We start from the raw sequence: 26,146 nt of genomic DNA on the forward strand, positions 1-26,146 counted from the left end.
GCTGGCTCCAATCAAAATAAGGTGGTTTCACTCTTTTTTACGTAATCAGTTTCCATTTCACTGCTTTTAATACGCAGGCAATACGTGGAAATGAATGCTTCACTTTCAAAGCCGCGATTCTTTTCAATCCTAATTCTTTGTACAGCTCGCTATATTCCGGTTTTTTCGCTTCTTCTTTTTCTCCCATTTCAATTAAGAGGCAAAGATGGTTTTTCTTCTTCGTGCGGTTGATTACCGCATCGTACTGAAAATGTGTGTACGCATTGATTTCATCCAGCATTGCTGCAATGTCATAGACATGCTGCGTCTTTTTGCTCAAAGTGCCTAATTCCCTGTCTGTCCAGGAACCATTCACACCAATGCGGTAGGCTGACATGATTTCATCTATATAATAGACATTGCCTTTGAGGGCAGCGTAAATCACTAAAGGATAATCGCCAACTACAGCATTCAAATAAAACGCCGGCATTTCGCCTACCTTTTCACGGGCAATCATAATCGAATTGGTAGCAACAAAATCTCCTCCGCCTTCAATCAATTCTACAATCGTGAAAATTCTGCTTTCTGCACTCGGCCGCACTTTTGCAACCACCTTTTTCCGGCTGGAAGATACCTTGTAAGCCCCATGCACACACATGCTGCACTCCGGATGAGCTTCCATATAATCCACTTGCTTTTGAAGTTTGAGCGGATCCGTCCAGTAATCATCGCCTTCACACATAGCTGTGTATTTCCCACTAGCCCTGCTGCTGTTGATCAGCTCTACACTGACCCCTTTTGAATATTGATTTTCTACTTGGTAGATGGGTTTTATAATATCTGGGTATTTTCTTTCATACTCTTTGATAATTTCTGCTGTCCGGTCAGTTGAAGCATCATCATGAATAAGGATTTCAAATGAAAAATCGGTTTTTTGCATAAGAAAGCTTTCAAGTGCATCCGCTATATATTTTTCATGATTATAGGCTTCACAGGTAATGCTCACCATCATCTCTTTTTCCATCCTTATATGGCTCCTCTTCAATTAAATTCTTCTATTTCAAGAGATCGCTTCCATCAGTCCACTCTCGTTCAGGCAATTACATCTAAGGTTTTATCAGTCTTCCTTTCATCAGAAACCCAATAACCAATAATGAGAGCCATTAGTAACGGGTTTGTTAAAATAATCCTTTTAGTTCGAAATAATACTAATACTTTCTACTTAAGTGATTCTATTTAATTTTCATTCTATCACAGAATGCACCATAAGTAACAGATTATTTAGATTATTTTATTTATTTAGAAAATATAAATTGTATTAATCTTGTAATTTAAATCTATATAACCAACTCTATAAAAGTATTTCGCTCAATATTATTCTGAATAAATAGTTTTCTTATTCACTTTTCTATTTGTTGTTGATATAATTAAATTGATGTTTCCCTGATTCAGGAATTTTTAGGAGTCTGTTGGTTTTGTTCGATCCGATTCGTCTAAAATATATTCTTATAAAACAAAGTGAGGTGCATTAATTAGTGGATGTATACTATAAGAAAAATTATGGGCTCTTGTACGAGCAAATTGAAAACGGCAAATGTGAAATTTTTGATTTTCAAAGTTCAACTGGCTCTGTGAGGCATCTGTTTATCAAGAAAGAAATTCCTTATTTACTAAACGGCATTCAATTTTATGATATTTTTTCTCCTTATGGCTACGGAGGACCACTCATCACTTCATGCAAAGAAGGAAAAAGAAACGTGCTCGCAAAAGAGTTTGAAGCAGCATTCTCCGCATACTGCAAAGAGCAGCAAATCGTCTGCGAGTTTGTACGGTTCCATCCTCTCTTCTCCAATGCCCAGGATTTTTCAGCCTGCTATGAACTTTCTTTTAAAAGTTTCACTACTGGCACGGCATTAGCCCCTTATACCGATCCAATCCAACATGAATTTTCAAAATCCACTAGAAAAACGATTCGTAAAGCATTAAAGGCCGGCGTTACCTATCGAATCACAAAAAAACCAGAAAGCTTGGCACCATTCCGCACGATGTATGTGGAGACGATGAAAAGAATTGGCGCACACGATATCTACTTCTTTGATGACATCTACTTTTCAAACTGCTTGGCATACTTCGGCGACAATATCCTTTTGGTCGAAGCCATATACGAAGGAAAAACGATTGGCATGGAACTCCATTTTCACTACAATAAGTGGATCCATACGCACCTCTCGGCTACCAAAGAAGAATTTCATCATCTGTCTCCCGTTTATGTCATGACCTATGCAATCACAGAATGGGGCAAATCGAATGGCGCCGAGCTGATTCACTCAGGAGGCGGCAGAACAAGTGAACCGGACGACAAACTTTACCTCTTCAAGAAAAAATTTGGACAGAACACACAGTTTGAATACTATACCGGCTCGAAAATTTGGAATGTGGAAGTATATGAACAGCTATGTGAAAAAAGCGGCATTTTAATGGAAAGTGATTTTTTCCCTGCATATCGCAACCCTGTCGAAACACCTTCGAGAGTCTAATCCTGTTAGCAAAAGCCAAGAAAGCTGCCGAATCCATAATGGCTGGCAGCTTTCTTGGCTTCATCTTTTGATGGCAATATAATTATTCAGCGCTTCTTTCAATAGGCCGGCCATATACTCCATATCTTCCAGGCTATAGCGTTGATCACATGGAAGCGGCAGGATATTGGCCGTATAGCGATTCTCAATAGAAGTTTCTTCGGTATCAGCCAAAACATTCGGCCAAAGCGTAGGGATATAAATTTTCTGTCCAGCTAAAAGCTTTCTGATTTCAGGTCCGTTTTCGCAGTAAAATGGATAGGCAAAAGCACCTTCTGGAGAAAAAACATTTAAAGGATTCAATAGGCGAAGCTCATTTGCTAAATAACTGAAATTGCGGCTGCGGACCTCTTTCGCTTTTTCATAATCAATAGCACCCATAATATTATGCGTTAGCTTAGACATGTGTTTCAGCGGCTCCAAATCAAATAATTCATTGACTTCATGGTATTCCTTATAATAATCCGATGCCTTCCCTTCAAACCGCCCCAATAAATACGGATAACGGTCTTTGGAAATATCCACTGCCAATTCTTCATCCAATACCGCATCCGTAGAAAGATAGGCGCCGTCCGGTACCCCAAAAAATTTTCGGCAGGAATAAATTGTATCGATTCTTGGAAGCGGTGGCTGAAAAAACGCATGGGTATTGTCGACAATAAGCGAGCCATACAAAGATTCGAATTTCTTAATCGTGTCATTTGAATGCTGGCCGTAATGATTGACGAGATAAAGGTAAGCCCCGTTTTCCAGCCTATGATCGATTTTCGGCTTAAAATCCTCATCGATATGGTAATAGCCGAAATCATAGCTGTAATTCTGCAAGGTATCCCGTATGCAATCACATAAATAATAAGGAATGTATATTTTTTTAATCGCTCTCGCTTTCATTACATATAACAGAGCATTCCGCGCACTATTTAATGCGAGTAGATCCGGATAAAATTCCTGCCCCGCTAAATTCTCAAGTTCAAAATATCCCCCGATTTCCTTCACATCAACACCCCTTCGATACTTTATCTATTCCGCTTCAAAACTTAGCTCGAGGCTATTCTACATAAGAATTTTGCTTTTCATATTTGGCAAACATTTTCGGATCTGTGATGATCAAATTCCCTTTGTTTACCGTGTTCCCCGTAATGACATGCCCTTCCCCAATGTCTACAAAAATCCCGAAATGCGAATTGCCCCTCGGATTCGTCGCAAAATTATTGGTGATGACAATATCATGGCTTGGCGTCAAAAGATTTTCTCCGCCGTCTCCTGGGCGAATCGCAATATTGTATTCATTATCAAAAACATTATTGGAGGTGATAATATTCGATTCAGCGCCATTTTTAATATCAATGCCATAATAAAATCCGCTGACGGTATTGTTTTCAATGCGGCTATTCTTTTCGCTCTCTACGGTAATCCCTTGTTCAATCGTATGGTCTGGACGGTCTTCCGTAACTACACAATTAACTACGGTATTGTTTTCCCCCACCCCGTATAAAGAAAGATGCCCGTCGCTCGAATTCCGGACAACACAGGAATCGATGATGTTATTGTTGGACGAAAAATTGATGATGCCGGAGCCATAATTGTATTCTGATGTGACGTTTCGGATTAAATTATTATCCGCATCATGCAGATGGATTCCCTGGGAGTGGTTTTTTGTATACGTGTTTTCAATCGTACTATTTTGCGTTTCATGCAAGAGCACAGCAATATTGGAAGTCAATTCAGCATCAACCGGAAATTTGTCCCCGATGAGCGAGCCGCCCTTCAAATGAACATCTGCCGTATCATGAATCCAAAATATTCCGTAGCGTCCGTCGGTTTCCGTTTTAATGGTCACTTCATCCATTTCAATAGTGATTGGATTGGTGATTTCAAGCGCAAAATGACTTTCTCCATATCCGGTGACCGCCTTCAGATTCGGGTTTCGGCTTACTTTATAGATGCCATCCGGCAATTTCAGGGTTCCTCCAGTAGGCACTTCATTAATGGCTGCTTGCAGCGCAGCGGTATCATCCGCTATGCCATCTCCTACCAAACCGTTCTTATCCTCTAACATTTTTTCATCCTCTGGTTCCATCGCAACTTCAGATCTATTCAAATTCATATACAAGAGATAACTGATTCCAGCGATTCCAAGAAAAACGACCATCCACCTTAACCATTTTGCATTATCCAATTAAATCCTCCTTTGGCTATTTAAAAATAAAGTTCTTTGAAACGATTGCCAGGTTGTTTTAGGAGAATTCACACGCCTCTCTTTAGAGATATCATTTTATTAATATTATCAGAGAAATACACAAATTAATAGTTATTATTAGAATTTTCTAATATCTAAAGACAATAGAAAAGCCGTTTGCTAAAGGAGGTGGATTTCCTTCCAGCTGCGGCTTCGCCAAAGTCTTTAATATTGGTAGTAGTATGTTTCTTTCGTCTGCGTAAAGTTATTGAGGACGATTCCCAAAAGCTTACTGCTGGTCAGTTCAATCATCTCCTTCGCTTTTAACGCTCCACGTTTTTCAGTGGTGCCTGAATTGATGATCAACACGGTTCCTTCACAATGATCCGCTATCAATTTCCCATCAGCTACTGATAAAATCGGCGGCGAATCGAAGATGACCAAATCATAGGATTTTCCTAAATGTTGGATCAGGTGAGCCATTGTCTCTGAAGCTAACAATTCAGCCGGATTGGGAGGAATCGGTCCGCAAGTCAATAAATGAAGCCCGCTGATCGGCCCTTTTTTAATCGCGGCTTCTACTGGCAAGCGGCGAGTCAATACACTCGACAATCCGACCGTGTTGCGGATTTCAAAAGTGTGGTGCATCGTCGGTTTTCTCATATCGCCATCAATTAGAAGAACTTTCTTTCCTTCTTGTGCAAAGACGACGGCCAAGTTAGCCGCAGCAGTCGACTTCCCTTCTGCAGGAGCTGCAGAAGTAATCGCAAGCGACCGGATTTCTTTATCAGCCATTGAAAAATTAATATTCGTTCTGACATTCCGGAATTGTTCCGAAACGAAACTTTTCGGTGTTGTATAAGCAACTAATTTTCTTCCGGTACGATCTATTTTCCGTTTCGTTTTACTCATGTTCTGAACGCCTCCTTCTCTTTAAGCGACACTTGCTCAATCTTGCGGATTTTGTGATTCTCATTCATCGGCGACACTACACCAAGTATTGGGAGACCGAGCAACTCCTCGACATCTTCTTCACTTTTTACCGTGGTGTCTAAAAATGCCAGCAAGAAGGCGATGCCCACCCCAAGTACAAGCCCGCCTGCAGCAGCTGCTGCAATATTCATCACCAAATTGGGCTCAACAGGTTCCGGGTTTTCGCTCAATGTTGCTGTTGAAAGAATATTAACATTGTCCACATTCATCAATTCTTCAATTTCTGCCTGGAAAACCGTTGCAATCATATTCGCGATTTTGACTGCTTCGGCCGCATTTTCATCTCTCACGGAAATATCAATAACTTGAGACTCGGACGCTGAATTCACGGTTATTTTATTTGTCAGCTCTTCCGCTGTTGCCGTTAAATTCAAGCGTTCGATTACTTGATCGAGTATAAAAGGTGTTTTAATGATGACACTGTACGTATTGATCAATTGAAGATTCGTTTGAATGTCTGTATTCGTAATAGGCATCGTTTCACTTTGCTCTGAGTTGATCAGAATCTGGGTGGAAGTCTGGTAAATAGGCGTCACTAAGTAAACAGTCGCCGCTCCAGCCAATACAGCGGCTAAAATGACCAGACTGACAATCATCAAAATCCTCTTTTTAATAATTCCATATACCGTCCGCAAATTTATTTCTTCAATCATTTCGCTGTCCCCTTTGCTCCGAATTTTCTTTTACACTGATTTGAATAGGCCCATAGAACCTGAAAATCTTTATTCCGTTAATTAAATCTAATAATTCAGATTATTTAAGAGCTTAAATTCCTCCTCATATAACGGATCTTTTGCCAGATGGACCATTAATGAGAGCTTCTCTTCCCAATCTTGTTTCTTCGCAACTATTTGCCTTTCTTGAATCAAGCTATCAGAATTTCTAAATTTAATGCTTTTTAGGCATTCTGAGATAAACTCCAAATCGCTTTTCGCATAGGAATAGACGCCGGATTGCTGATACTTTTCTGTAGTGGGCACGCCGATGCCGACTACCGGTATTCCAGCTGCTAAGTATTCGAACATTTTCAATGGACTGACTGCTTGATTGTATTCAATTTTTTTATAGGGCAGCACCCCAACATCCATCGCCTTCATATACCGCGGAACGTTTTCATATTTTACGCCGCCCAAGCTATGAACATTCTTCAATGCCAGCAGCTTATCGAGCGATTCATTTTTTTCTTTTGCTACAGGACCGACGAGTATCAGTTGGACAGAAGGTGCTGTTATAGCTAGTTTATAGAGAAGCTCAAAATCGAGTTTACTTTTAATGCCGCCTATAAAACCGAGCCGCGGCGAGGGAATGTTCTTCAATTCAGCTATTGGCGCATTTGCAAAATCATTGTACTCGACTCCATTTTCAATGATTACAGCTGGTTGGCCGGTGATGCGCTCAATTTTATCACCTAGAAATTGCGAACTCGCGAAGCGGACCACGCTGCTTTTCGCAACTCTTCTCTCTGAAAGCTGAATCATTTTCTTTAAGATAGCTGGTTTTACCCGTTTCAAGCCGCTCGGCTGTACCCAAGTACTCCCCCAGGAATCACTGCAGTCATAAACAATGCGATCCCATTTTGCAGCTGCTGCTAAATCGCTGAATCCCGGATAAGTGAACCAAAGAATTCGCTTTTCTCCTTCGCTGACTTCTTTTACGATTTTCTTGAAAATGGAAAGTGTCATTCCGCTTTGAAGATTGATGATATTCTTGTAATCATTGATTTTCAGCTCTACGAGTTTTTCTGACTGATCCACTCTTCTCCAACGTTTTTCCTTCCTGAGTAGCTCTCCTTTGTTGCCCGTTTCGATAGGAGAAATCCAAAAGACCTTTCCCGTATCTGGATGCTGCAACAGTTTTTCTACGAGCCGGTGCCTTCTATACTTTAATGCGTCATCTCCAATACCAGACGGCGCTACCACAAAATGATCAATTTGCATCTTCATCACTCCACTCCCTATTGCTTAGGTGAAAAAAAAGACTGCTTCTACAAATGATTTGGTTCATTATAATCAAAATACAGTTGAATGGACATAGGTTTCATAGTTAATAAAATCATTATAATACGAATTTAACTGAAATACCTAATAATTCTGAAAATATTTGAAATAATTTTTCTTTTAATAGTTAGAAGGACTGAAATTGCTTAATACTAAAGGAGCAAGAGAAGATTTCAAGAAAAAACAGCCTGCCCTTTTCAAAGGGTAGACTGCTATTTTCGCTGAAAGGTTTCGTTGAATTCTTTTTAAATTTGGCGATTAAGGCTCTTGCTATGCCAATTCCATGCGCTCTTAATAATTTCTTCTAATTTGTATTTCGGCGTCCATCCAAGAATATCCTGGATTTTTTGAGAAGATGCGACTAGCACCGCAGGATCTCCAAGACGGCGTTCCGTATAATCGATTACTGCTTTTTTGCCAGACACTTTCTCACAAAGGTCAATCACTTCTTTTACCGAATAGCCGGAACCATTGCCGAGATTGAAAATTTCATTCTCTACAACGCCTTTGACTAAGCCTTCATATGCCAAAATATGCGCGTTCGCTAAATCAGTAACATGGACATAGTCCCGAATGCAAGTTCCGTCTCGAGTCTCATAGTCGGTTCCGAAAACGGAAATCTTTTCACGCTCTCCAAGAAGGTGCTGCAAGATAATCGGTATCAAATGGCTTTCGGGATCATGGCTTTCCCCTATCTCCCCGGAAGCGTGTGCGCCTGCTGCGTTAAAATACCGTAAAATGACGTATTTGAAATCATGGGCTTTAGCGGTATCTGCAAGAATCCGTTCAACCATCAATTTCGAACGGCCGTATGGATTGATCGGCTTCGTCGGATTGTTTTCTGTGATAATCGCAGTTTCGGGAATTCCATATGTAGCTGCTGTAGAAGAAAAGATAAACTTGTCCACACCGTATTCAACCATCTTTTTCAAAAGCATGATGGTGGCCCCAACATTATTTTGATAATACTTTAAAGGCTGTGTGACAGATTCACCAACTAGGCTATTGGCTGCGAAGTGGAAGACTGCTTCAATATTGTGTTCTGTGAATACTTTATCCAAGGTTTCCTCATCACCTAAGTCTCCGTTAATGAATGTTGCTTTTTCGTTCAGCAGGAAAGGAAACCCCGTGGTCAAATTATCCAGTACAACGACATCATAATTTCCGATCAACTCTTTTACCGTATGGCTGCCAATATAGCCGGCGCCTCCGCAAATCAATATGGACATCGAATTCCCCTTTATTTTTCAGACATTTAGTTTTTACAAAATATGTGAAAAGCATAGCATATTTTCAAAGGGAATGGGTAATTCCCCTCGAATAAGGGGCAGCGTGAAATCACTGCCCCGCTCAAGCATTCAAATTTAAAAAGCTTTATCCAGCTCCCGCCTAAAAAAGCGGCAGCGGGATGTGTGGATTCTTTGTAGCCAAAGGGATTTTTCGCTTGCCAGTTCCAAGAGTCCTTACACATCTGCATTAAATCTCTTTCTGCTTTCCAATCTAAGTACGATTCAGCTTTTGATGGATCCGCATAATAAGATGCTGCATCCCCACTCCGGCGAGGGGCAATCTGATAAGGAATATCAATACCCGTAGCTAAAGAAAAAGTCCGGATCAGGTCGAACACGGAATAGCCTCTTCCAGTACCTAAATTGAATGTTTCAAGTCCTTTATGCGTTTCTAAATAGTCCAAAGCTTTTACATGTCCTTTTACAAGGTCGACAATGTGGATATAATCACGGACACCGGTTCCATCATGCGTTTCGTAATCATCACCGAAAACTTGCACGACTTTCCGCCTTCCAACTGCCACTTGTGTAATGAACGGCATCAGATTGTTCGGCTTGCCTTTTGGTTCTTCACCGAGCAACCCGCTTTCATGTGCTCCGATCGGATTAAAATAACGAAGCACAGCAATGCGCCATTCGGGATCCGAGGCGATTAAATCTTGAAGAACTTCTTCCGTCATCGACTTACTGCGGCCATACGGATTGGAAGCGCCGAGAGGCGACTCTTCGATGAGCGGCATTTCATCCGAGACATCGTAGACCATAGCCGAAGAGCTGAATATTATTTTTTTGACCCCATGCTTCTTCATGATTTCACATAAGTACAAGGTGCCTCCTAAATTGTTCCGATAATAGGCTAGCGGGTCAGTTTCCGATTCAGCTGCCGATTTTAACCCAGCAAAATGCATGACAGCTGAAATCGGATGCAAAGAAAAAATTTCGTTCAATTTCTTATAATCCAATAAATTGACTTGATAGAAAGGAAAGTCTTTGCCTGTAATCCCTTTAATGCGCCGGATCGCTTCACTCTGACTGTTGATCAACGTATCGGCAACCACAATTTCATGTCCCGCTTCCAGTAATTCAACTGCTGCATGGCTGCCAATGAATCCAGCTCCGCCCGTTATAAATATCATAGTGGCCCTCCTCCTACCCAAGGATTTCTAATGAATCTCTATACTAAATGACTTAGGTTAAATTAAAGTTAAATAGTCTAAATTATCTAAAAACTTTAAAAAGGGTAGGTTGTTAGATAGTTTTCACTGTAAATAATAGAAAAAATATTTAATATAAAAAAATCGTTCCCTTTTGCAGGAACGATTTTTAGCGAACTTCAATTTAATGATTGGGAAACCCGCTTAGAGAAGAACCATTTTCTAATGAGCCAAAATAACAGTAAACCGGTTGCAGCTCCGCGCTGTCTATCCCTACGTCCCGTATTTCTCCGCTTCTGCCAGGGATAAAAAGCTGATGGAATTCATCGGACATTGCGTACGCCGCAGCAATCAAAAAAGCATATGCATAACTGCGGAATCCTCCTGCACCACTTTTTTGCAATGCATTGAGCGCCAAGATCCCTAGCAATAGGTAGGCGATAAAATGTGCACTTTTGCGAACGATAGTATGCAGCGTCTCTACTGAATCTCCGAGTGCCGGCGAAATCTGCTCAGCCGCTTCAATGATTTTTTCCGTAATGACGGAACTTAATTCACCTGATTCACTACCAGGTTGATGGGACAGGAAAAAAATGACGGCCATCCAAATCAGGACAGCTGCCCAAGCTGCTATAGGTATATTTTTCATCAATCGATTAGCCTCTTTTTCCAAATGTTTGGCTTTATTATACCACCTCTCTGGCCTCCTTTCTCTTCAACTCATCGTTTTTTCAGGTTTAGCAGTCATCCGGTAAGCTTGCGGGGTGCTCCCGTTCTTTTCTGCACCCACCATTTCACATAAATGAGCGTATCTTTCGGGATGCCAGATGCGATGGCCTGTGAAATAGTCCAACTCTTCGCTTTTGCTGAATTTCTTTTTAAACTGATAGAGTTTATCGTCGGGCTCTCCCGTTCTCCCGCCGCCATGATGGATTCGCTCATAGCCATGTTCCTTCCCCCATTGTGCAAGGGCATATTGCAGGACATAGGCCGGTGCTAGCCGGTGATATTCTTTTAACGTCCCGGTAAGGTGCGCATGGATGGTATTGCCGCAAGCAAAGCTGATGCTCATGCCAATTGTTTTCCCTTCGTACAACACTTCTACTGTGACAAGATATTCCCCTAACAGTTTCATGCAGTTTTCAAAGTATTCATCATCAAAATAGTAAATGGAATCTGCATCATTCCGGTTCATCGTCAAATAATAGATTTTTTTAAAATCATGAAGATCGTCCGGATTTTGAACCACTTGGAATTCAACACCGGCTCTGAGCGACTGTCGAATGTCCCTTCTGCATGACGAGGAATACTCATGCTGGATAGGATCATCAAAATCTTTTAACTGTGTCTGGATGGTCTTTCTTTTGAAATGGATATCGTAGCAGTCTTTAAAATCAGCTGCATTATTGAAAAGCGGATGAAATCGAACAAATTCGCATACGATTTTATTTACTTCACAGTAATGCTGAAAAGCCGCTTCGTATTCTTTCACAAGTTCTTTTCTGTAGCCTTCTTCATACTCAACAATGATTGGACCTCCGTAGCCATAAGGAGTCGTCAAGTCGTAGTATGGTCCACCTTCGATTTCTATTGGAATTTCCCTTTTGATAAATAGATTCTTAATGATTCCTTGTGGCCCTTCGTAGGAAAATTCTTCAGCAATGCCGCCTTCGACGTTTTCATAGAGCCGTGCATAATCTTTTTTGAAATAGATATCTTCCATACTTAAAACCTCTTTTCTTCTCTCTCTTTAGATAAGCTTCTATTCCCACTCTTAACCCCGGTACAGTGGGAAATAGCCTGGATATTTAATTCCCTGCGTTGCCTTTTTCGCTTCCGATAATTGCTCATAAGCTTCCTGCATGCGGATTTTCTTCCCCATCAAAAGCTCTAAAAACGGCGCTTTTGTAAAGTTCTGCTTAAAGCGGTAAAGGTTCTCATCAGAAGCCCCTCCAAGATGAAATTCCTTTTTGCCATTTTCGACTCCCCACCGGCAAGCTTCGGAAATTACGAGGCTATTCCCTGCCAGTGGATAGGCCGCAGGATCATTTGCAGCTAAGTGGTAATGCATATAATCTCCGTGATGAAGAATGAGAGATGAGGAGATGTAGTTCCCTTCATGAATCGCATTAATGAAAAATTGCTTTCCACTGAACACTTCAAACGACGCGTGCAGGGAATCCAAACTGAAAAGATAATAGTCGCCAATGTTATTTTTTTTGGCTGTCAGCTCATAGAGCCGCTGAAATTCACTTGCGCTTTCGCCAATGAAATCCAGTTCGATGACGACATTATTTTTAGCCGCTTTTCGCACTTGTCTTCTGCTCTGGGAAGAAAATTGCTCCATAAAATAATCTTCCCCAGTCAAATCGATATAGACCGTATATCCGTTATCGCGAAACTCATAATAATCTTCAAAATCCAGTCGATTTTTTAACCATGGGTTGAATCGGATATACTCGCTGACAATCTTATGATCTTCACAATACTGCTGGAATTGCTCTTGGAAGACTGCAGCTAAACGCTGCCGCTGCCCATCTTTGCATTTCAAAATAATCGGTCCACTAAATCCGTAAGGCGTGATGATATCGAAATAGAGTGCACCGCTTATCTGTACCGGCGTTGGCCTGACGATAAACTGGTAATAGACATGTCCGATGTCATTCTTTATTTCAAACATACGCCATTCACCGCCTATCTCTTTTGTCTCAAAAAATTTCCCCCACTCTGGTAAAAAATAAATATCCGGCACTTGCACGTTCACTCCATCATTCCTTTCCAAAAACAGGATAAATAAGCTAATTTCTATCAATTAATTTCTAAAATATTTGAAAAGAGTATATCATAAAGGCCTATATTAAATACAGATAATTCTGAATACATTATTGAAATTTTAGCTGAAATGCATTTAAATATAGTTTGAGGGACATCTAACTATTCATTTGCCTAATTCAACTTTCCGCTTATACTATGTGTAATTCAAAGGTTTACTATTTTAAGAAATGAGGGTGATTGGATTGCCAGACATCTATTTTGATGAAGCTTATGGAAAACTTTATGAAGAAATCGAAGGCGGTGTCTGTGAAACTTTTGAATTCACCCACCCGCTTGGCAGCGTTAGGCACCTATTTATCAAAAGAAAAATTGATATTGAACTGGATGGCATTTGCTATTACGATTTAACGACGCCTTATGGATATGGCGGACCACTCATGCACTGTGAGGAAAAATCCAATCGACCGCTTATAGCGAAAGAATTTCAAAATGCGTTCCAGCAATACTGCCAAGAACAGAATATCGTCAGTGAATTTATCCGGTTTCATCCCGTCTTTTCAAACGAAAAAGATTTTGAAGAGGTGTATAAATTAGTTTGGAGAAGAAAAACAATTGGCACCAATATTGCCGATTTTGAAAATCCGGTTCAAAGCGAGTTTTCAAAATCGGCGAAAGAGAATATTAAACGGGCAGCAAAGGCTGGAATCGAGACTCGTGTGACTCGTCACCCGAAAAGTTTAAAACTGTTTAAAGAGTTCTACTATAAAACTCTGCAAAAAAACCAGGCGGAAGACATCTACTTTTTTACAGATGATTATTTTGATAAATGCCTGGCACTTCTCGGGCCTTCCATTTTGCTGATTGAAGCCGTTTATGAAGGTGAAGTAATCGGCATGATTTTAAATTTTGTCCATGGTGATTATGTCCATATCCATTTATCCGGTACGCTGCAGGAAACGATTCACTTATCGCCCGTCTACATAATGATGCAAACACTCACTATTTGGGCGAAAGAACAGAACATGAAATTGATCCATTCCGGCGGCGGCAGAACATCAAGCCCTGATGACAAACTATTCCAATTTAAAAAGCGGTTCGGCAAACATACGGAGTTCAATTATTATTTCGGCTATAAGATATGGAACCCATCTGTTTATGAACGTTTGATTGAAGCAGTTGGAGCGGTTCCAAACAGCCCTTGTTTTCCGGCTTATCGGGCTCGGCTAACTAAGGAAGTAGGATAAAAAAGACGCAAGATGGGTTATTCCCCCATCCTGCGCCTTTTTTCTATGGTTGAAGTTAACTATTGCCTTGAATTAATGAAGCATCTCTTTTTTTAATTCCTTCATTTTCTTATCGTATTCTTTCTGGATCACACCTGAGAGGAGATGGCTGAAAACAATTGGGACCGCCATCATGAAAACAGCTGCAAGAAATACGTTTAGTCCCAGATGAGCATGAAGAATGCCGAAAATCACAAAACTGAAAGGGGCGACCCCAAAGACAGTAGCAAGCGACAAAAACAATTTCATCGACTCAAATTTTCTGCGTTCCGCTGCGCTGAACGTGAATATGTATCTTCCGGGTTCTGCACCTCGCTTGTGTGCAAGCCTTTCGCGTATTTCTTTTCAATCATAGGCAAGAATACATCTCTGTTCATCAATAATCCCCCTTTGTCAGTTTTACGTCGATGGCAAGCTCTTTGTTAAGATGAGACTGAGGCTAAAGAAACTAAAGAAGTTATTTCCTAGTGCTATAATATCATATTGTTTGAAAATTAGAACTACTTTATAAAGAATATTTCTTCTTTTCTTCACTCAATTTATAGGCAATGTATCTTAAACTGAATTTTCAGTTTAATTTATTAAGAATTTAGTATATACTTAAAAACAATATGTTTTTTCATTCTCATTAAAGGAGCGAATTCATGACTTTAAAAGATATTTATTTTGAAAAGCCTTACGCCCGTTTATATGAAGCCATTGAAAAAGGAATTAGCGAGGTATTTGAATTCCAACACCCATTAGGGTCGATCAGACATTTGTACATTCGATGCGAATTGGATACAAGACTGGGTGGGCAAACTTATTATGAAATTAAAACGCCTTACGGCTATGGCGGACCATTGATATCCGATTGCCTTGAGCGCGACAAGCCCTTTCTAGTAAAAGAATTCCAAGCCGCTTTTCAAAAATACTGCAACGAGCAGCGGATTGTCCGCGAGTTTGTGCGCTTCCACCCTGTTTTCTCGAATGCAGAAGATTTTGCAGACTGCTACGACGTTTCTTTCAAGCGAAAGACAACCGGCACCAATCTGGCATTATCGGAAGACCCGGTCCAAGCCGAATTTTCGAAATCGTGCCGAAGGAATATCAAGAAAGCATTAAATAAGCGGGGTCAGCTTTAAAGTAACGGTTCGACCGGACAGCTTAGGGGATTTCATGAAACTTTATTATGAAACGATGAAGCGAAACCAAGCTGAAGAGATCTATTTTTTTGATGAAGCTTATTTTGATAATTGCTTGGCATTGCTGCGTGAAAACATTCTGTTGACCGAGGTGTTTCATGAAGGAAAAGTAATCGGAATGGGGATTAATTTTGTATATGGCAAGCTCATCAGTACGCACCTATCGGGCACTCTAGGAGAGTATCATCACCTTTCCTCTGCTTCAATTCTGCAATATGCTTTAACCTTATGGGGGAAGGAAAACAATATCTCTTTGATCCACGACGGCGGCGGAAGAACGAGCGATCCTGAAGATTCCCTGTTTCTTTTCAAAAAGCAGTTTGGAAAAAATACAGAATTCTCCTATTACGTTGGAAACAAAATCTGGATGGAAAAAATCCATCATGAATTGAAGGAATCCGAGCAGCTCATTCAAGCCAAATAAAAAATAAAAGGCGATTTAAAAGGGCAAAACAAGCCTTTTGAAATCGTCTTTTCATTATTTTTGTTTACGTATTCATATTATGACCAAATGCATCGATAACGGCCTCTTTTATCCACTTGGATGTCATATAGGCGGATCAATTCGCACATACAATAAAATACTTTTAAGTTTTCCATCGAGAAATCTTTTATTTTTTCATCATCTATGTAAGTGACGAGGTTATCGTCTTTTCGGTAAATATATCGTTTTTCTGTATATAAAGATTCGTTGTAGATAGAAGAACCCTCTTCCAAAGACGTCTGGAACTCTGACCATTTATAAAGGGAGCCTTCAAGATGATCAAACTCCCACGAGAAAACAAGGACAAGGTCATGTTCATCTAAGAAATACACCGTTTCCTCTCGCGTTTTTAACATTTCTTCTACGGTTTCCCCTACAATTTTTTTAAATTTACTTGTATCAAATTCCTCTACTACTGGTTCCCTTTTGAATATAAACATGAATTCCTCTCTCCTACGTAATAAAGTATTTTAATGTTCTCTGGAAAACCCGCAGCAATCTATCAACACGTGCTTTTGTTGCTGAATGTTACCTTTAACTTTTTACAAAATTAACTTGAATTAATATACAATAAAATATCTCTTTAGACTTTTAATTTTTATCTTTACTAGGTATTATATACCTTTTAATTATTTTTTAGAATAGACTTATATACTCATAATTATTATTCCTAAAAAATTCTTACTAGTTTTATTTTTTTAGGAATATTTAATATAAAAATCATTTTATTAATATTTAATAATAGAACCTTTTTTATTTTATAACTTTCAATAGTTAGTATGATCTATTATCTTCTACTAAATGAGCAATTTCTCAAAGGAGAGAATTTCCATAGAGGTAGATAGTAATACTCGCAATTCAAGATTTACGGGTTAGGAAATTATTTTCACCTTTAAACTTTTTGCTATATCAATTAAAAACCATCCCCATTTTATAATCGGGGATGGTTTTCTCAAAATCGTTCTTATTTTGCCGCCTTTTTTTCAACGGGCTGTTTTTTTGAAAGGTCTTCAAACTCGCGGGAGATCCGCTCAAGTGCTTCTTGTATCAATGGACGCGGAGATGGAATGCAGATCCGCTGGTACATTTCCCCTTCTTCCCCGAACATATTGCCGTCTTCAAGCAAGACATTGGCTTTATTGAAAATCCGGTCATGGATTTCTTTTGCGCTGATGTTGTAGCCGCTGAAATCGAGCCACATTACATACGTGCCTTCCGGAATAATCACTTTCACTTCCGGCATATGCAGAGCCAGATAGTCTTTGACCATTTGCATCGTGCCATCAACATAATCTTTTAGCTGATCAAGCCAATCTTCGCCATCGTTGTAAACCGAGATCAACGCAGACACTGCAAATGGCGATGGCAGCTGCATCCCCATTTCAGTTGCGAAAGTTGCCCGCAAATCTTCGTTTGTGATAATAACATTCGTACAATGCAGTCCGGCCACATTAAAAGTTTTATTGATGGCTGTGAAAGTGATGAGCTTATCGGTAAACTCAGTGGCTTTCGCCATCGGGATGAATACTTCACCTTTACGGATCAAATCGCCGTGGATTTCATCTGCGACAATCACGACGTCGTGGCGATGGCAAATTTCCGCCATGCGCGCGAGCTCTTCTTTCGTGAAGACGCGGCCAGTCGGATTATGCGGATGGCAAAGGACGAACATGGTCGTTCTCTCCTCTTTCGCTTTTTCTTCAAAATCCTCAAAGTCGATTGCGTATTGCCCGTCTTCCCTTTTGACCATCGCATTGTTGACAACTTTTCGGCCGTTGCCTTCAATTGCTGATGTAAACGGCGGATAAACCGGACGCTGGATGATAATGCCGTCGCCTTCACTTGTCAACGCTTTAACCGCTACGTTGAGCGCATGCACAGTCCCTGGGCTATAGACGATTTCCTTTTTTTCAATCTTCCAGCCATGGCGCGTTTCGAACCAGCGCTGGATCGCTTCGTAGTATTCTTCCGGAAAAACGGAATAGCCGAAAATACGGTGGTCCACTGTTTTGTGGAGTGCATCGACAAGCGGCTGCGGCACCGGCAAATCCATATCCGCTGTAAATAAAGGAATGGTGTCTTCATCATAGCGCTCCGTCAATCCAAATTCCTTGATCATATCGCCGCCGTCCCATTTCATCGAATAGGTCCCTCTTCTATTTACAAATTCATCGAAATTATACTTCATTTCACTACTCCCTTTCTATTCTATTTCTAGTTTGGCATATGGACGCGCGGCTCGTCTAATCATATACATTTCCACTTAAGCTATTCTTGAAGCATAAGGTGAAATCCTGCTGAGATAAGTCCGCCTCACATTATTTGTTTGAAAATTAACAAAAGAAAATGCTGTATCCGTCTTTAAGAAGGATACAGCATTTGGGTACAGCTTAGAAATTAAACGTTTCAGGATCTGCACCGCTACGGCTGTTGATATTTAAGCCGTTGATTTCTTGCATATCTTCTTCTTCCAATGAAAAATCGAAGATATCTGCATTTTCAATGATTCGATGTTCTTTAATTGATTTGGGAATGGTTAAGACATTATTTTGGATATCCCAGCGTAAAATAATTTGCGCGGGGTTTTTTGATGCTTTTCAGCAAGCCGTTGAATAACCGGGTCCCCTAGCAATTCGCCTTTTTTCAATGGAGACCACGCTTCTAACTGAATGCCTTCACGTTCACAGAATTCTCGTAGCTCCACTTGCGTCAGATGTGGATGGTATTCAACTTGGTTAATCACTGGCTTAACTTCGCCTTCTCTCAGAATATCTTCTAAATGATGAATATTAAAGTTGCTGACGCCAATCGCTTTGACTTTCCCCTCATGATACAGCTTTTCTAGAGCTTTCCATGTCTCAACATATTTGCCTCTAACTGGCCAATGAATCAGGTAAAGGTCCAAATATTCCAATCCTAGTTTCTCTAAGCTGATATCAAAAGCTTTTAAGGTGTTTTCATAACCATGGTCGCTATTCCAAACTTTTGTGGTAATGAATAAATCTTCTCGAGGAACGCCAGATTCTTTAATCCCTTTTCCCACTCCTGCTTCGTTATCATAAAACGAGGCTGTGTCGATGCTTCGATAGCCATTTTGAATAGCTGCTTTAACTGCCTCTGTTACAACATTTCCGTCTTCCACTTTAAAAACTCCAAGCCCCATAATCGGCATCTTAACCCCATTATTAAGTGTTACTGTATCTTGTAAACTTTTATACATTTTGTAGCCTCCATTTGTTATTAGTTTATTTTTGTTTTGCCATATCTTTTAATTCTTTGACTAGATTTGGCGGATTTTGCCCTGTAACTCCTGCTACTAAATTATGCGCCGCCGTCATAGCCATTTTGAATCGTGTCGCTTCTGTAGCGGAACCCATGTGCGGCATAGTCACCACATTGTCCATTTTTAGCAAAGGATTGTCTTTATCCACAGGCTCTGTTTCATATACATCAAGGCCAGCTCCTTTGATTGAACCGGTCTGCAACGCTTCGATCAATTCTGCTTCTTTCACAATTTTTCCGCGGAGCAATTGAAAAAGAAAGATGACGGCTTCATTAAATCGAATTCTCTTTTGCCAATCAGCCCTTCCGTCGCAGAACTAAGTGGGAGCATAACTAAAACAAAATCAGCTTTTCGTAGGAGATCATCCAATTCTGCGTAAACTGCTCCATATTTTTCTTCAGCATCTGGACGCTTCGAACGATTGTTATAAAGTACGTGCATATCAAATCCTAAGGCTGCCCGTTTAGCGATCTTTTCACCAATATTGCCCATCCCAATAATTCCCAAAGTGGCATGGTGAACATCTTGCCCTAAGAAATCTTCGTCGTCTAAACGGGACCAGCTTCCGTCTTTTACGTATTGATTCAACCGCCCTAACTTTCTAGCCGTCATCAAGATTAGTCCCAATGCCAAATCGGCAACACTGTCATCCAGAACATGAGGAGTATTGGTGCCTAGCACATTTCGTTTTTTCATCAGTTCATAATCGAAGTTTTCATAACCGGCTGCGACATTGCTGAGAATCTGCAATTTTGGTGCATGGTCCAAGAATTCTTCTGAGACTTTCCATTTCGAAATCATTAATCCGTCGACATCAGCAATCTCGTCATATAGAACGTCTTGGGGAATCGCTTCTTTTTTATCCCAAATTTTATACTCGCAGTACTGGGCAATATATTCTTCTACTTCAAGCGGAATCGGTTTAGCAATATATACTTTAGGCTTCATCTTTTCCCCTCCCATTTACCACTCGGCAATGCTGCCATCTTGATGACGCCAAACTGGATTTTTCCAGTTATGGCCGATTTCACTTTGCTGTCTCACGTAATCTTCATTTATCTCGATTCCAAGACCTGCACCTTGTGGAATTTTCACATAACCCTCGGTATATTCAAATACAGAAGGGTCTTTAATATAGTCCAGGAGATCATTCCCTTGATTGTAATGGATGCCCAGACTTTGTTCTTGAATAAAAGCGTTGTGCGCGGTCGCATCTACTTGTAAACAAGCAGCTAAAGCAATAGGGCCAAGTGGACAGTGCGGGGCGAGGGCCACATCAAATGCTTCTGCCATAGTAGCGATTTTTTTGCATTCAGTGATGCCTCCAGCGTGAGATAGATCTGGCTGGATAATATCCACATAGCCTTCTGTAAGAATCTGCTTAAAATCCCAGCGAGAAAACATTCGTTCTCCTGTCGCAATCGGTATTGTGGTATGTTTCGCAATTTCCCTCAACGCTTCGTTATTTTCTGCAAGTACCGGTTCTTCGATAAACATCGGCCGGAATTGCTCGAGTTCTTTGGCTAAAATTTTTGCCATCGGTTTATGTACGCGTCCATGAAAATCAATGCCAATGCCAACATAAGGGCCAACTGATTCTCTAACCGCCGCAACTCTCGCAAGCGTTTGATCGATTTTCTCGTAAGAATCGATATATTGGAGCTCTTCGGTGCCGTTCATTTTAATCGCTGTAAATCCAGCATCCACCACTTTTTGTGCAGCTAACCCAACATCAGCTGGACGATCTCCGCCAATCCATGAATACACTTTAATCGAATCACGGCAAGCACCGCCGAGCAATTGATAGACAGGGGCATCAAAATACTTCCCTTTAATGTCCCATAACGCTTGATCAATACCGGCGATTGCACTCATTAGAATTGGACCTCCCCGGTAGAACCCTGAACGGTATAACATATTCCAATGATCTTCAATTCGCAAAGGATCTTTTCCTATCAAGTACTCCATCAATTCATGGACGCAAGCTTTGACCGTAGATGCTCGACCTTCAATTACCGGCTCTCCCCATCCGATAATTCCTTCATCTGTTTCAATTTTTAAAAATAGCCACCTCGGTGGAACTTGAAACAATTCATAGCTGATGATTTTCATTTAAGATTCTCCTTCCGTCGTCGGTTTTTTCACTTTTCTAGTCAACAGCGGAGAAAATAATGTTATAACCGCCAAGATGAGCAAGACCACTGTAATAGGTCTAGTGATGAAGATGTCAAAGCTTCCTTGAGACATTACTAAAGCCCTTCTGAAATTACTCTCCATTAATGGCCCCAGTATAATCCCTAAAATTATTGGAGAGGCAGGGAAGCCGTAGCGCATTAAGAAGTATCCTGCAATTCCTGAAATCAACATGACGAGAACATCAAAATAATTATTTCCAAGAGAATACGCTCCAACTACACAAAGCACTAAAATAATCGGTGTTAATACAGTCGTTGGCACCAGTAATATTTTTGTGAAAAGCCGGATTCCAAATAACCCGACAATCAGAATCATTAAATTTGCAACCAACATCCCGACAAATAATGTATAGACGATCGGACCGTTATTTTCGAACAACATCGGACCCGGCTGAATTCCTTGTACCATTAAAGCACCTAATAGAACTGCGGTAACGGCATCACCTGGAATACCCAAAGTCAGCAAAGGAATCATTGCGCCGCCAGTCACACCATTATTTGCTGCTTCTGGAGCTGCCACACCTTTCATTTCCCCTTTGCCGAAGCCGTCTTTATTTTTCGAAAAACGTTTTGCTTCGTTATAGGCAACAAAAGCGGCAATGTCTCCGCCCGCTCCTGGAATCATTCCGATAAATGTTCCGATAGCCCCTGAACGAAGGATTGTACCAATTAAAATTTTAAATTCAATCCATTTCAACTTTACTTTTTCAACTACAATTGTAAGTTTTCGTGTCGAGAAAATACTCCCCATCGCCCTGAAAGCTTCCGAAGCAGCGAAAAGCCCAATCATTACTGGTATCAAATTAATGCCGCTTGAGAGATTGACATTATCAAAAGTAAAACGTGGGAAGCCACCAATTGGATCGATACCGATAGTGGCAATCAATAAGCCGATAAAACCAGCAATCAGCCCTTTAACCATGGACTTTCCAGCAATGCTTGAAATAATGGAAATTCCGAAAACTGCCAATGCAAATGTTTCCGGAGCACTGAATTTCAAAGCGAACGTAGCCAGTTGTGGTGCGATAAAAATTAAAACAATGACACTTAATATACCGCCAATAGCCGAAGAAACTGTTGATACGGTTAATGCTTTATGCGCTAATCCTTTCTTTGACATCGCATAGCCATCTATTGCAGTAGCTGCAGAAGATGGGGTTCCTGGCGTGTTGATCAGAATGGCTGTGATGGACCCGCCGTATACGGCTCCGAAATAGACTCCAATCAATAAGAGAATTCCGGTAACCGGCTCCATTCCAAAAGTGACTGGCAAAATCAGCGCCACTCCCATCGTAGCTGTCAGCCCTGGAAGTGATCCAATTGTGATACCAGCAATAATGCCCATTAAAAGGATGAGCAGTACATTTAATTGAAATACACCTGTTAAACCTTCTAATAATAAGTCCAAACTATTCACCCCTAATTAAGAAAATAACGTACCCATCGGTATCGATACTTTCAGCAGAATCTGGAAGAAAACGAAAATGAAGAGACTGGTTCCAACCGGTATCGTAATAAGCAGGATTTTGTTCTTAACTTTAGAGAACAGCAATAATCCTAACACCAGCAAGAAAGTCGAGATATAAAATCCGATATATGGAATGACAACAACATACAAAATAACGAACAACATGGCTCCGATTGAATATTTCATTGTATTCTCTTGTTCATCCGATTCTTCCTTGTTACGAAATGTCTGAATCAGAAGAATGGAACCTAAAATAATCAGCATAACGGAATATACACGCGGCATAAATTCTGCGCCGATTAATTGATTTTCCAATTTCGGAAAATTGAAAGTTAACGAATAGAAAAAGCCAGCAATAATGATTATGATCAGTCCACTAATGTAATTGGGTTTCTTCACGCATTTCACTCCTTAAAGAAGAGGCTTGACAAATGCCAAGCCCCTTTCATGACAATCGTCTGGGTAATGTTCTCTGAACTTTTCAACTGGATTTAATTAAGCCCTAAATCACCAATGATCTCACCGAAATCTTCTTCGTTTTGCTTCATGTATTCCTCAAACTCTCCGGAATCTTTAAGTTCAATTCCTAAGCCGTTTGTTTTCATGAATTCTGCAAAATCTTCATCTTCTGCTGCTTTCATGAAGCCCTCTTCAAGCTTCGCTACCACATCATCCGGCGTATCCTTCGGTACAGTCAACCCTCTCCAAGTCCCTGTTGGATTGACTTCAAGTCCAGCTTCTCCAAATGTCGGAACATCAGGTATGATATCGGATCTTGTGTCAGCCATCACTGCAAGCGTTTTTACATTTCCAGCTTCAAGCTGCGTCTTAACTTCTGCCGGGCTAACAGTAACTGCATCAATATGGCCGCCTACTAAAGCAGTGACTGCTGGAGCAGCCCCTTCATGTGGAACATGGTTCAATTTAATATCCGCCGCTTTTTCAAGGCTCGCTGCAGCAATATGCCAAATCGATCCTGTCCCTGAGTTACCAACACTTACTTCACCTGGATGATCTTTTGCATAAGCAATAAATTCTTCAAGTGTATCGTATGGAGCATCAGCTGCTACAGTCAAAGCCGCTGGATCAAAATTAATCATCCCGATAGGCTTGAACTGATCATAAGTAAGTGGAGATAAGCCTAAATGTTTGAACATTGTCAGTTCTACGAAAACCATCGTCACTTTATAGCCATCAGCTTTTGCATTGGCACCTTCAGACATGCCGACTGAACCGCTTCCGCCTGTCTTATTTAATACACCGATAGATTGTCCAAACACGTCTTCCGCTTCATTTGCCAGCGCACGAGCAGTGGCATCCGTCCCGCCTCCAGCAGCTGCTGGAACAATAATTTCAATAGATTTCTCTGGGAAATTCCCGCCATCACCGGAAGAAGCCCCCGAACTTTCTTCACCACACCCACCGATTGTCAAAGCTAACGCGGATAATGTAACAGCCCATAAAAATTTCTTCATCATAAAACCCCCTGTTTTGTTTTAGTAATCGCTTACATTCAGTTCATTGCCTGTCAGATAAACTGATGCGACTTCTTGTGCTCCGAAGACCATAGAAGCAGCCACCTGCTGATCATTTGCTTCGATAATACGCCAACCATTTCCTAAATACTTTAATAAATGCACAAACACTTTTCGCAAAGGATCTGACCCCCCGACGATAACCCAATCCACTTCATTGTGTTCAGTTGTCTGCATCAGGGCTTTAATATCGTCGTGAATGACTGCTCCGACAAAATAATTAGCACGCTGATTCTCATTTAAAGTTGAAAACATCTGTAATAGCCGAATATGATAGAAACTTCTTGTAAATCCATATTTTTTTGATGCTTCGTATCCTTTTTCCAACATTTCTAAATCAATTTCCTCCACAAGGCTAGTTGTAAGAGATTTTGATAAAATTGTCTCTTTCTGGATAGCGTGAAGAATTTCTCCTCCTAGAGTCGAAAGGCACGACTGCAGATTTTTTTGGTTATCGACTGCGACGTATTTTGTGTGAGAACCCGGCAAAACCATAATCCCATTCCCTTGGACCTCAATCTGTTTTAATAAGCCGATTGTTTCAACTTCTTCTCCCCTCATCACATCATAGTCATTGATAAATGCCAGAGAGTCTGAAATATCCTCAGTATTATTCTTCATGCCCGGTACGAAAATACAAGGAATCGAGAAGAATTCTTCAAGTTTGATAACTACGGATTTTCGGGCAAAATCATCGAAGCTGGCTGGACTGGTAATGTGAGGAACCTCATGGACGCCTAAATCAGAAGTAATCATTCCCGAAGCAACCATGTACCGAATATCTTTCGACGCCAGCGAATTTCTTTCCAAAATTTTTTCAATAGCATCTTTCAAGCCACTCTTTAACTGTTCATTATGGCCATCTATTGCCGTGTTTCTTACGCCGATATTTATTTTTAGTTGATCTAAGATTTCACTGCTGCCTCTATCTACGAGACGAAGCCGTGAATTCGTTGTCCCTGAATCTATTAATATCGTTTTCATCAAATCCACCACTTTTTATAATTTCTTAGACAATTCAAATCGATTGGCTAACTCGACAAATTCTCTAGCACGTTTCTCAATTTCATCAAAATCTCCTTGTTTAACTAACTTATTATCAACGAGAGCGCTGCCGATACCTAAAGCGGAACTGCCAGCTTCCAAAAACTCTTCTGCATTTTCAAGAGAAATTCCACCAACAGCCATAATATCAAGATGTGATAAAGGCCCTTTGAGATCGGTGATATATTTAGACCCAACTGATCTAGCAGGAAAGATTTTAATCATGCGAGCACCATATTCATAGGCTGTTAATGCTTCTGTCGGTGTTAAAACTCCTGGCACGATAAAAGTGTTATATCGATTGGCCATTGCAATTGAACTTTCTTTCAAAGTTGGAGCTAGTAAAAAAGTGGCTCCTGCCAATATGGCCTGACGGGCACTTTCAGGATCCAAAACTGTTCCGGCTCCAATGGCCAAGTCAGGATACTTTCCTTGAAGTGAAGCGATTCCTTCTAGCGCTCCGGGTGTGTTCAATGTTATTTCAACAATCCGTATGCCTCCTCGATACAAACTTTGGACTGTTTGTTCCAATTCATTAACTGAATCTGTCCGGATAATGGCTACAATTTTATGCTTGTTGACTTGGCTAATCACATTTATCATTTCCTGCCCCCTTTGTTCCTTAATAAGGAACGTCGTTTCATAAATAATTTTTATTTTTGGCGTTCCTTACTACGGAACGCCGTTTTGTTTAGTAGATTCTTTTTTAGTATATTTAATAAAGAAAG

25 protein-coding genes and 2 pseudogenes are annotated in these 26,146 nt (G+C 40.5%); 4 read left to right on the top strand and 23 right to left on the bottom strand.

What is annotated here, in order from left to right:
• Positions 1-37: 37 nt before the first annotated feature.
• Positions 38-1,003 carry a glycosyltransferase family 2 protein gene (locus tag L0M13_RS13005; protein WP_235196908.1) on the bottom strand — a complete coding sequence of 322 codons (966 nt, stop codon included), beginning with the start codon at positions 1,001-1,003 and terminating at the stop codon, positions 38-40.
• A 511-nt stretch (positions 1,004-1,514) separates the two neighbouring features.
• Between L0M13_RS13005 and L0M13_RS13010 the strand changes: the two genes are divergently transcribed.
• Entirely contained in the window at positions 1,515-2,516 is a 1,002-nt protein-coding gene (locus L0M13_RS13010; protein ID WP_235196909.1) for a GNAT family N-acetyltransferase, read from the top strand.
• Positions 2,517-2,576: 60 nt separating this feature from the next.
• Here L0M13_RS13010 and L0M13_RS13015 read toward each other — a convergent pair whose 3' ends face one another.
• The 10 genes from L0M13_RS13015 to L0M13_RS13060 form a co-directional block, all read right to left on the bottom strand.
• On the bottom strand, positions 2,577-3,551 hold the full coding sequence (locus L0M13_RS13015) for a hypothetical protein (protein ID WP_235196910.1): 975 nt from the start codon (positions 3,549-3,551) through the stop codon (positions 2,577-2,579).
• A gap of 52 nt (positions 3,552-3,603) precedes the next feature.
• A complete protein-coding gene (locus L0M13_RS13020) occupies positions 3,604-4,734 on the bottom strand; it encodes a right-handed parallel beta-helix repeat-containing protein (protein WP_235196911.1) in 1,131 nt (376 codons plus the stop codon).
• Between the two features lie 225 nt (positions 4,735-4,959).
• A complete protein-coding gene (locus L0M13_RS13025; RefSeq protein ID WP_235196912.1) occupies positions 4,960-5,646 on the bottom strand; it encodes a CpsD/CapB family tyrosine-protein kinase in 687 nt (228 codons plus the stop codon).
• Entirely contained in the window at positions 5,643-6,380 is a 738-nt protein-coding gene (locus tag L0M13_RS13030; RefSeq protein ID WP_235196913.1) for a YveK family protein, read from the bottom strand. The genes L0M13_RS13025 and L0M13_RS13030 overlap by 4 nt, the downstream gene beginning before the upstream one ends.
• An 87-nt stretch (positions 6,381-6,467) precedes the next feature.
• Positions 6,468-7,670 carry a glycosyltransferase gene (locus L0M13_RS13035; RefSeq protein ID WP_235196915.1) on the bottom strand — a complete coding sequence of 401 codons (1,203 nt, stop codon included), beginning with the start codon at positions 7,668-7,670 and terminating at the stop codon, positions 6,468-6,470.
• 299 nt (positions 7,671-7,969) lie between these two features.
• Positions 7,970-8,953, bottom strand: a complete 984-nt coding sequence (gene galE, locus L0M13_RS13040) for a UDP-glucose 4-epimerase GalE (protein WP_235196916.1) — start codon at positions 8,951-8,953, stop codon at positions 7,970-7,972.
• 26 nt (positions 8,954-8,979) lie between these two features.
• On the bottom strand, positions 8,980-10,149 hold the full coding sequence (gene galE, locus L0M13_RS13045; protein ID WP_311195570.1) for a UDP-glucose 4-epimerase GalE: 1,170 nt from the start codon (positions 10,147-10,149) through the stop codon (positions 8,980-8,982).
• 202 nt (positions 10,150-10,351) lie between these two features.
• Positions 10,352-10,816, bottom strand: a complete 465-nt coding sequence (locus L0M13_RS13050) for a VanZ family protein (protein ID WP_235199325.1) — start codon at positions 10,814-10,816, stop codon at positions 10,352-10,354.
• Between the two features lie 66 nt (positions 10,817-10,882).
• Positions 10,883-11,890: a GNAT family N-acetyltransferase gene (locus tag L0M13_RS13055; RefSeq protein ID WP_235196917.1), complete on the bottom strand. Its 1,008-nt coding sequence runs from the start codon at positions 11,888-11,890 to the stop codon at positions 10,883-10,885.
• Positions 11,891-11,941: 51 nt separating this feature from the next.
• Positions 11,942-12,847 carry a GNAT family N-acetyltransferase gene (locus L0M13_RS13060; RefSeq protein WP_235196918.1) on the bottom strand — a complete coding sequence of 302 codons (906 nt, stop codon included), beginning with the start codon at positions 12,845-12,847 and terminating at the stop codon, positions 11,942-11,944.
• Positions 12,848-13,184: 337 nt separating this feature from the next.
• On the opposite strand from L0M13_RS13060, the gene L0M13_RS13065 reads away from it, so the two are divergent.
• Complete coding sequence (locus L0M13_RS13065) at positions 13,185-14,186, top strand: GNAT family N-acetyltransferase (RefSeq protein WP_235196919.1); 1,002 nt, start codon at positions 13,185-13,187, stop codon at positions 14,184-14,186.
• Between the two features lie 72 nt (positions 14,187-14,258).
• On the opposite strand, the gene L0M13_RS13070 is transcribed toward L0M13_RS13065, so the two are convergent.
• Both L0M13_RS13070 and L0M13_RS18365 read right to left on the bottom strand, forming a co-directional pair.
• Positions 14,259-14,474, bottom strand: a complete 216-nt coding sequence (locus L0M13_RS13070) for a hypothetical protein (RefSeq protein WP_235196920.1) — start codon at positions 14,472-14,474, stop codon at positions 14,259-14,261.
• Entirely contained in the window at positions 14,471-14,602 is a 132-nt protein-coding gene (locus L0M13_RS18365) for a hypothetical protein (RefSeq protein ID WP_260107520.1), read from the bottom strand. Before L0M13_RS18365 ends, L0M13_RS13070 begins: the two co-directional genes overlap by 4 nt.
• A gap of 267 nt (positions 14,603-14,869) precedes the next feature.
• Here L0M13_RS18365 and L0M13_RS13075 point away from each other — a divergent pair, with 267 nt between their 5' ends.
• Both L0M13_RS13075 and L0M13_RS13080 read left to right on the top strand, forming a co-directional pair.
• Positions 14,870-15,349: a hypothetical protein gene (locus L0M13_RS13075; RefSeq protein ID WP_235196922.1), complete on the top strand. Its 480-nt coding sequence runs from the start codon at positions 14,870-14,872 to the stop codon at positions 15,347-15,349.
• 34 nt (positions 15,350-15,383) lie between these two features.
• Positions 15,384-15,833: a GNAT family N-acetyltransferase gene (locus L0M13_RS13080; RefSeq protein WP_235196923.1), complete on the top strand. Its 450-nt coding sequence runs from the start codon at positions 15,384-15,386 to the stop codon at positions 15,831-15,833.
• 77 nt (positions 15,834-15,910) lie between these two features.
• Here the strand turns inward: L0M13_RS13080 and L0M13_RS13085 are convergent, their stop codons facing one another.
• The 10 genes and pseudogenes from L0M13_RS13085 to L0M13_RS13130 form a co-directional block, all read right to left on the bottom strand.
• Positions 15,911-16,333 carry a hypothetical protein gene (locus L0M13_RS13085; protein WP_235196924.1) on the bottom strand — a complete coding sequence of 141 codons (423 nt, stop codon included), beginning with the start codon at positions 16,331-16,333 and terminating at the stop codon, positions 15,911-15,913.
• Positions 16,334-16,857: 524 nt separating this feature from the next.
• Positions 16,858-18,081, bottom strand: a complete 1,224-nt coding sequence (locus L0M13_RS13090) for a MalY/PatB family protein (RefSeq protein ID WP_235196925.1) — start codon at positions 18,079-18,081, stop codon at positions 16,858-16,860.
• Between the two features lie 202 nt (positions 18,082-18,283).
• Positions 18,284-19,113, bottom strand: a pseudogene (locus tag L0M13_RS13095) (aldo/keto reductase).
• A gap of 25 nt (positions 19,114-19,138) precedes the next feature.
• Positions 19,139-20,124 (bottom strand): annotated as a pseudogene (locus L0M13_RS13100) (2-hydroxyacid dehydrogenase).
• A 15-nt stretch (positions 20,125-20,139) separates the two neighbouring features.
• A complete protein-coding gene (dgoD, locus tag L0M13_RS13105; protein WP_052650815.1) occupies positions 20,140-21,288 on the bottom strand; it encodes a galactonate dehydratase in 1,149 nt (382 codons plus the stop codon).
• Entirely contained in the window at positions 21,289-22,779 is a 1,491-nt protein-coding gene (locus tag L0M13_RS13110; protein WP_235196926.1) for a tripartite tricarboxylate transporter permease, read from the bottom strand.
• Between the two features lie 15 nt (positions 22,780-22,794).
• Positions 22,795-23,238, bottom strand: coding sequence for a tripartite tricarboxylate transporter TctB family protein (locus L0M13_RS13115; RefSeq protein WP_052650813.1), 444 nt, complete (start codon positions 23,236-23,238; stop codon positions 22,795-22,797).
• Between the two features lie 92 nt (positions 23,239-23,330).
• Positions 23,331-24,314: a tripartite tricarboxylate transporter substrate binding protein gene (locus L0M13_RS13120; RefSeq protein ID WP_235196927.1), complete on the bottom strand. Its 984-nt coding sequence runs from the start codon at positions 24,312-24,314 to the stop codon at positions 23,331-23,333.
• 21 nt (positions 24,315-24,335) lie between these two features.
• A complete protein-coding gene (locus tag L0M13_RS13125; RefSeq protein WP_235196928.1) occupies positions 24,336-25,358 on the bottom strand; it encodes a 2-dehydro-3-deoxygalactonokinase in 1,023 nt (340 codons plus the stop codon).
• A gap of 15 nt (positions 25,359-25,373) precedes the next feature.
• Positions 25,374-26,021: a bifunctional 4-hydroxy-2-oxoglutarate aldolase/2-dehydro-3-deoxy-phosphogluconate aldolase gene (locus L0M13_RS13130; protein WP_235196929.1), complete on the bottom strand. Its 648-nt coding sequence runs from the start codon at positions 26,019-26,021 to the stop codon at positions 25,374-25,376.
• Positions 26,022-26,146: the final 125 nt, after the last annotated feature.

Source organism: Planococcus sp. 107-1, assembly GCF_021513255.1.
Taxonomy (GTDB): Bacteria; Bacillota; Bacilli; order Bacillales_A; family Planococcaceae; genus Planococcus.

Coding starts and splice junctions, on each gene's coding strand:
- L0M13_RS13005 (WP_235196908.1), bottom strand. CDS start 1,003: ATGGAAAAAGAGATGATGGTGAGCATTACCTGTGAAGCCTATAATCAT.
- L0M13_RS13025 (WP_235196912.1), bottom strand. CDS start 5,646: ATGAGTAAAACGAAACGGAAAATAGATCGTACCGGAAGAAAATTAGTT.
- L0M13_RS13030 (WP_235196913.1), bottom strand. CDS start 6,380: ATGATTGAAGAAATAAATTTGCGGACGGTATATGGAATTATTAAAAAG.
- L0M13_RS13035 (WP_235196915.1), bottom strand. CDS start 7,670: ATGAAGATGCAAATTGATCATTTTGTGGTAGCGCCGTCTGGTATTGGA.
- galE (WP_235196916.1), bottom strand. CDS start 8,953: ATGTCCATATTGATTTGCGGAGGCGCCGGCTATATTGGCAGCCATACG.
- galE (WP_311195570.1), bottom strand. CDS start 10,149: ATGATATTTATAACGGGCGGAGCTGGATTCATTGGCAGCCATGCAGCA.
- L0M13_RS13050 (WP_235199325.1), bottom strand. CDS start 10,816: ATGAAAAATATACCTATAGCAGCTTGGGCAGCTGTCCTGATTTGGATG.
- L0M13_RS13055 (WP_235196917.1), bottom strand. CDS start 11,890: ATGGAAGATATCTATTTCAAAAAAGATTATGCACGGCTCTATGAAAAC.
- L0M13_RS13060 (WP_235196918.1), bottom strand. CDS start 12,847: ATGTTTGAAATAAAGAATGACATCGGACATGTCTATTACCAGTTTATC.
- L0M13_RS13070 (WP_235196920.1), bottom strand. CDS start 14,474: ATGAAATTGTTTTTGTCGCTTGCTACTGTCTTTGGGGTCGCCCCTTTC.
- L0M13_RS18365 (WP_260107520.1), bottom strand. CDS start 14,602: ATGAACAGAGATGTATTCTTGCCTATGATTGAAAAGAAATACGCGAAA.
- L0M13_RS13075 (WP_235196922.1), top strand. CDS start 14,870: ATGACTTTAAAAGATATTTATTTTGAAAAGCCTTACGCCCGTTTATAT.
- L0M13_RS13080 (WP_235196923.1), top strand. CDS start 15,384: ATGAAACTTTATTATGAAACGATGAAGCGAAACCAAGCTGAAGAGATC.
- L0M13_RS13085 (WP_235196924.1), bottom strand. CDS start 16,333: ATGTTTATATTCAAAAGGGAACCAGTAGTAGAGGAATTTGATACAAGT.
- L0M13_RS13090 (WP_235196925.1), bottom strand. CDS start 18,081: ATGAAGTATAATTTCGATGAATTTGTAAATAGAAGAGGGACCTATTCG.
- dgoD (WP_052650815.1), bottom strand. CDS start 21,288: ATGAAAATCATCAGCTATGAATTGTTTCAAGTTCCACCGAGGTGGCTA.
- L0M13_RS13120 (WP_235196927.1), bottom strand. CDS start 24,314: ATGAAGAAATTTTTATGGGCTGTTACATTATCCGCGTTAGCTTTGACA.
- L0M13_RS13125 (WP_235196928.1), bottom strand. CDS start 25,358: ATGAAAACGATATTAATAGATTCAGGGACAACGAATTCACGGCTTCGT.
- L0M13_RS13130 (WP_235196929.1), bottom strand. CDS start 26,021: ATGATAAATGTGATTAGCCAAGTCAACAAGCATAAAATTGTAGCCATT.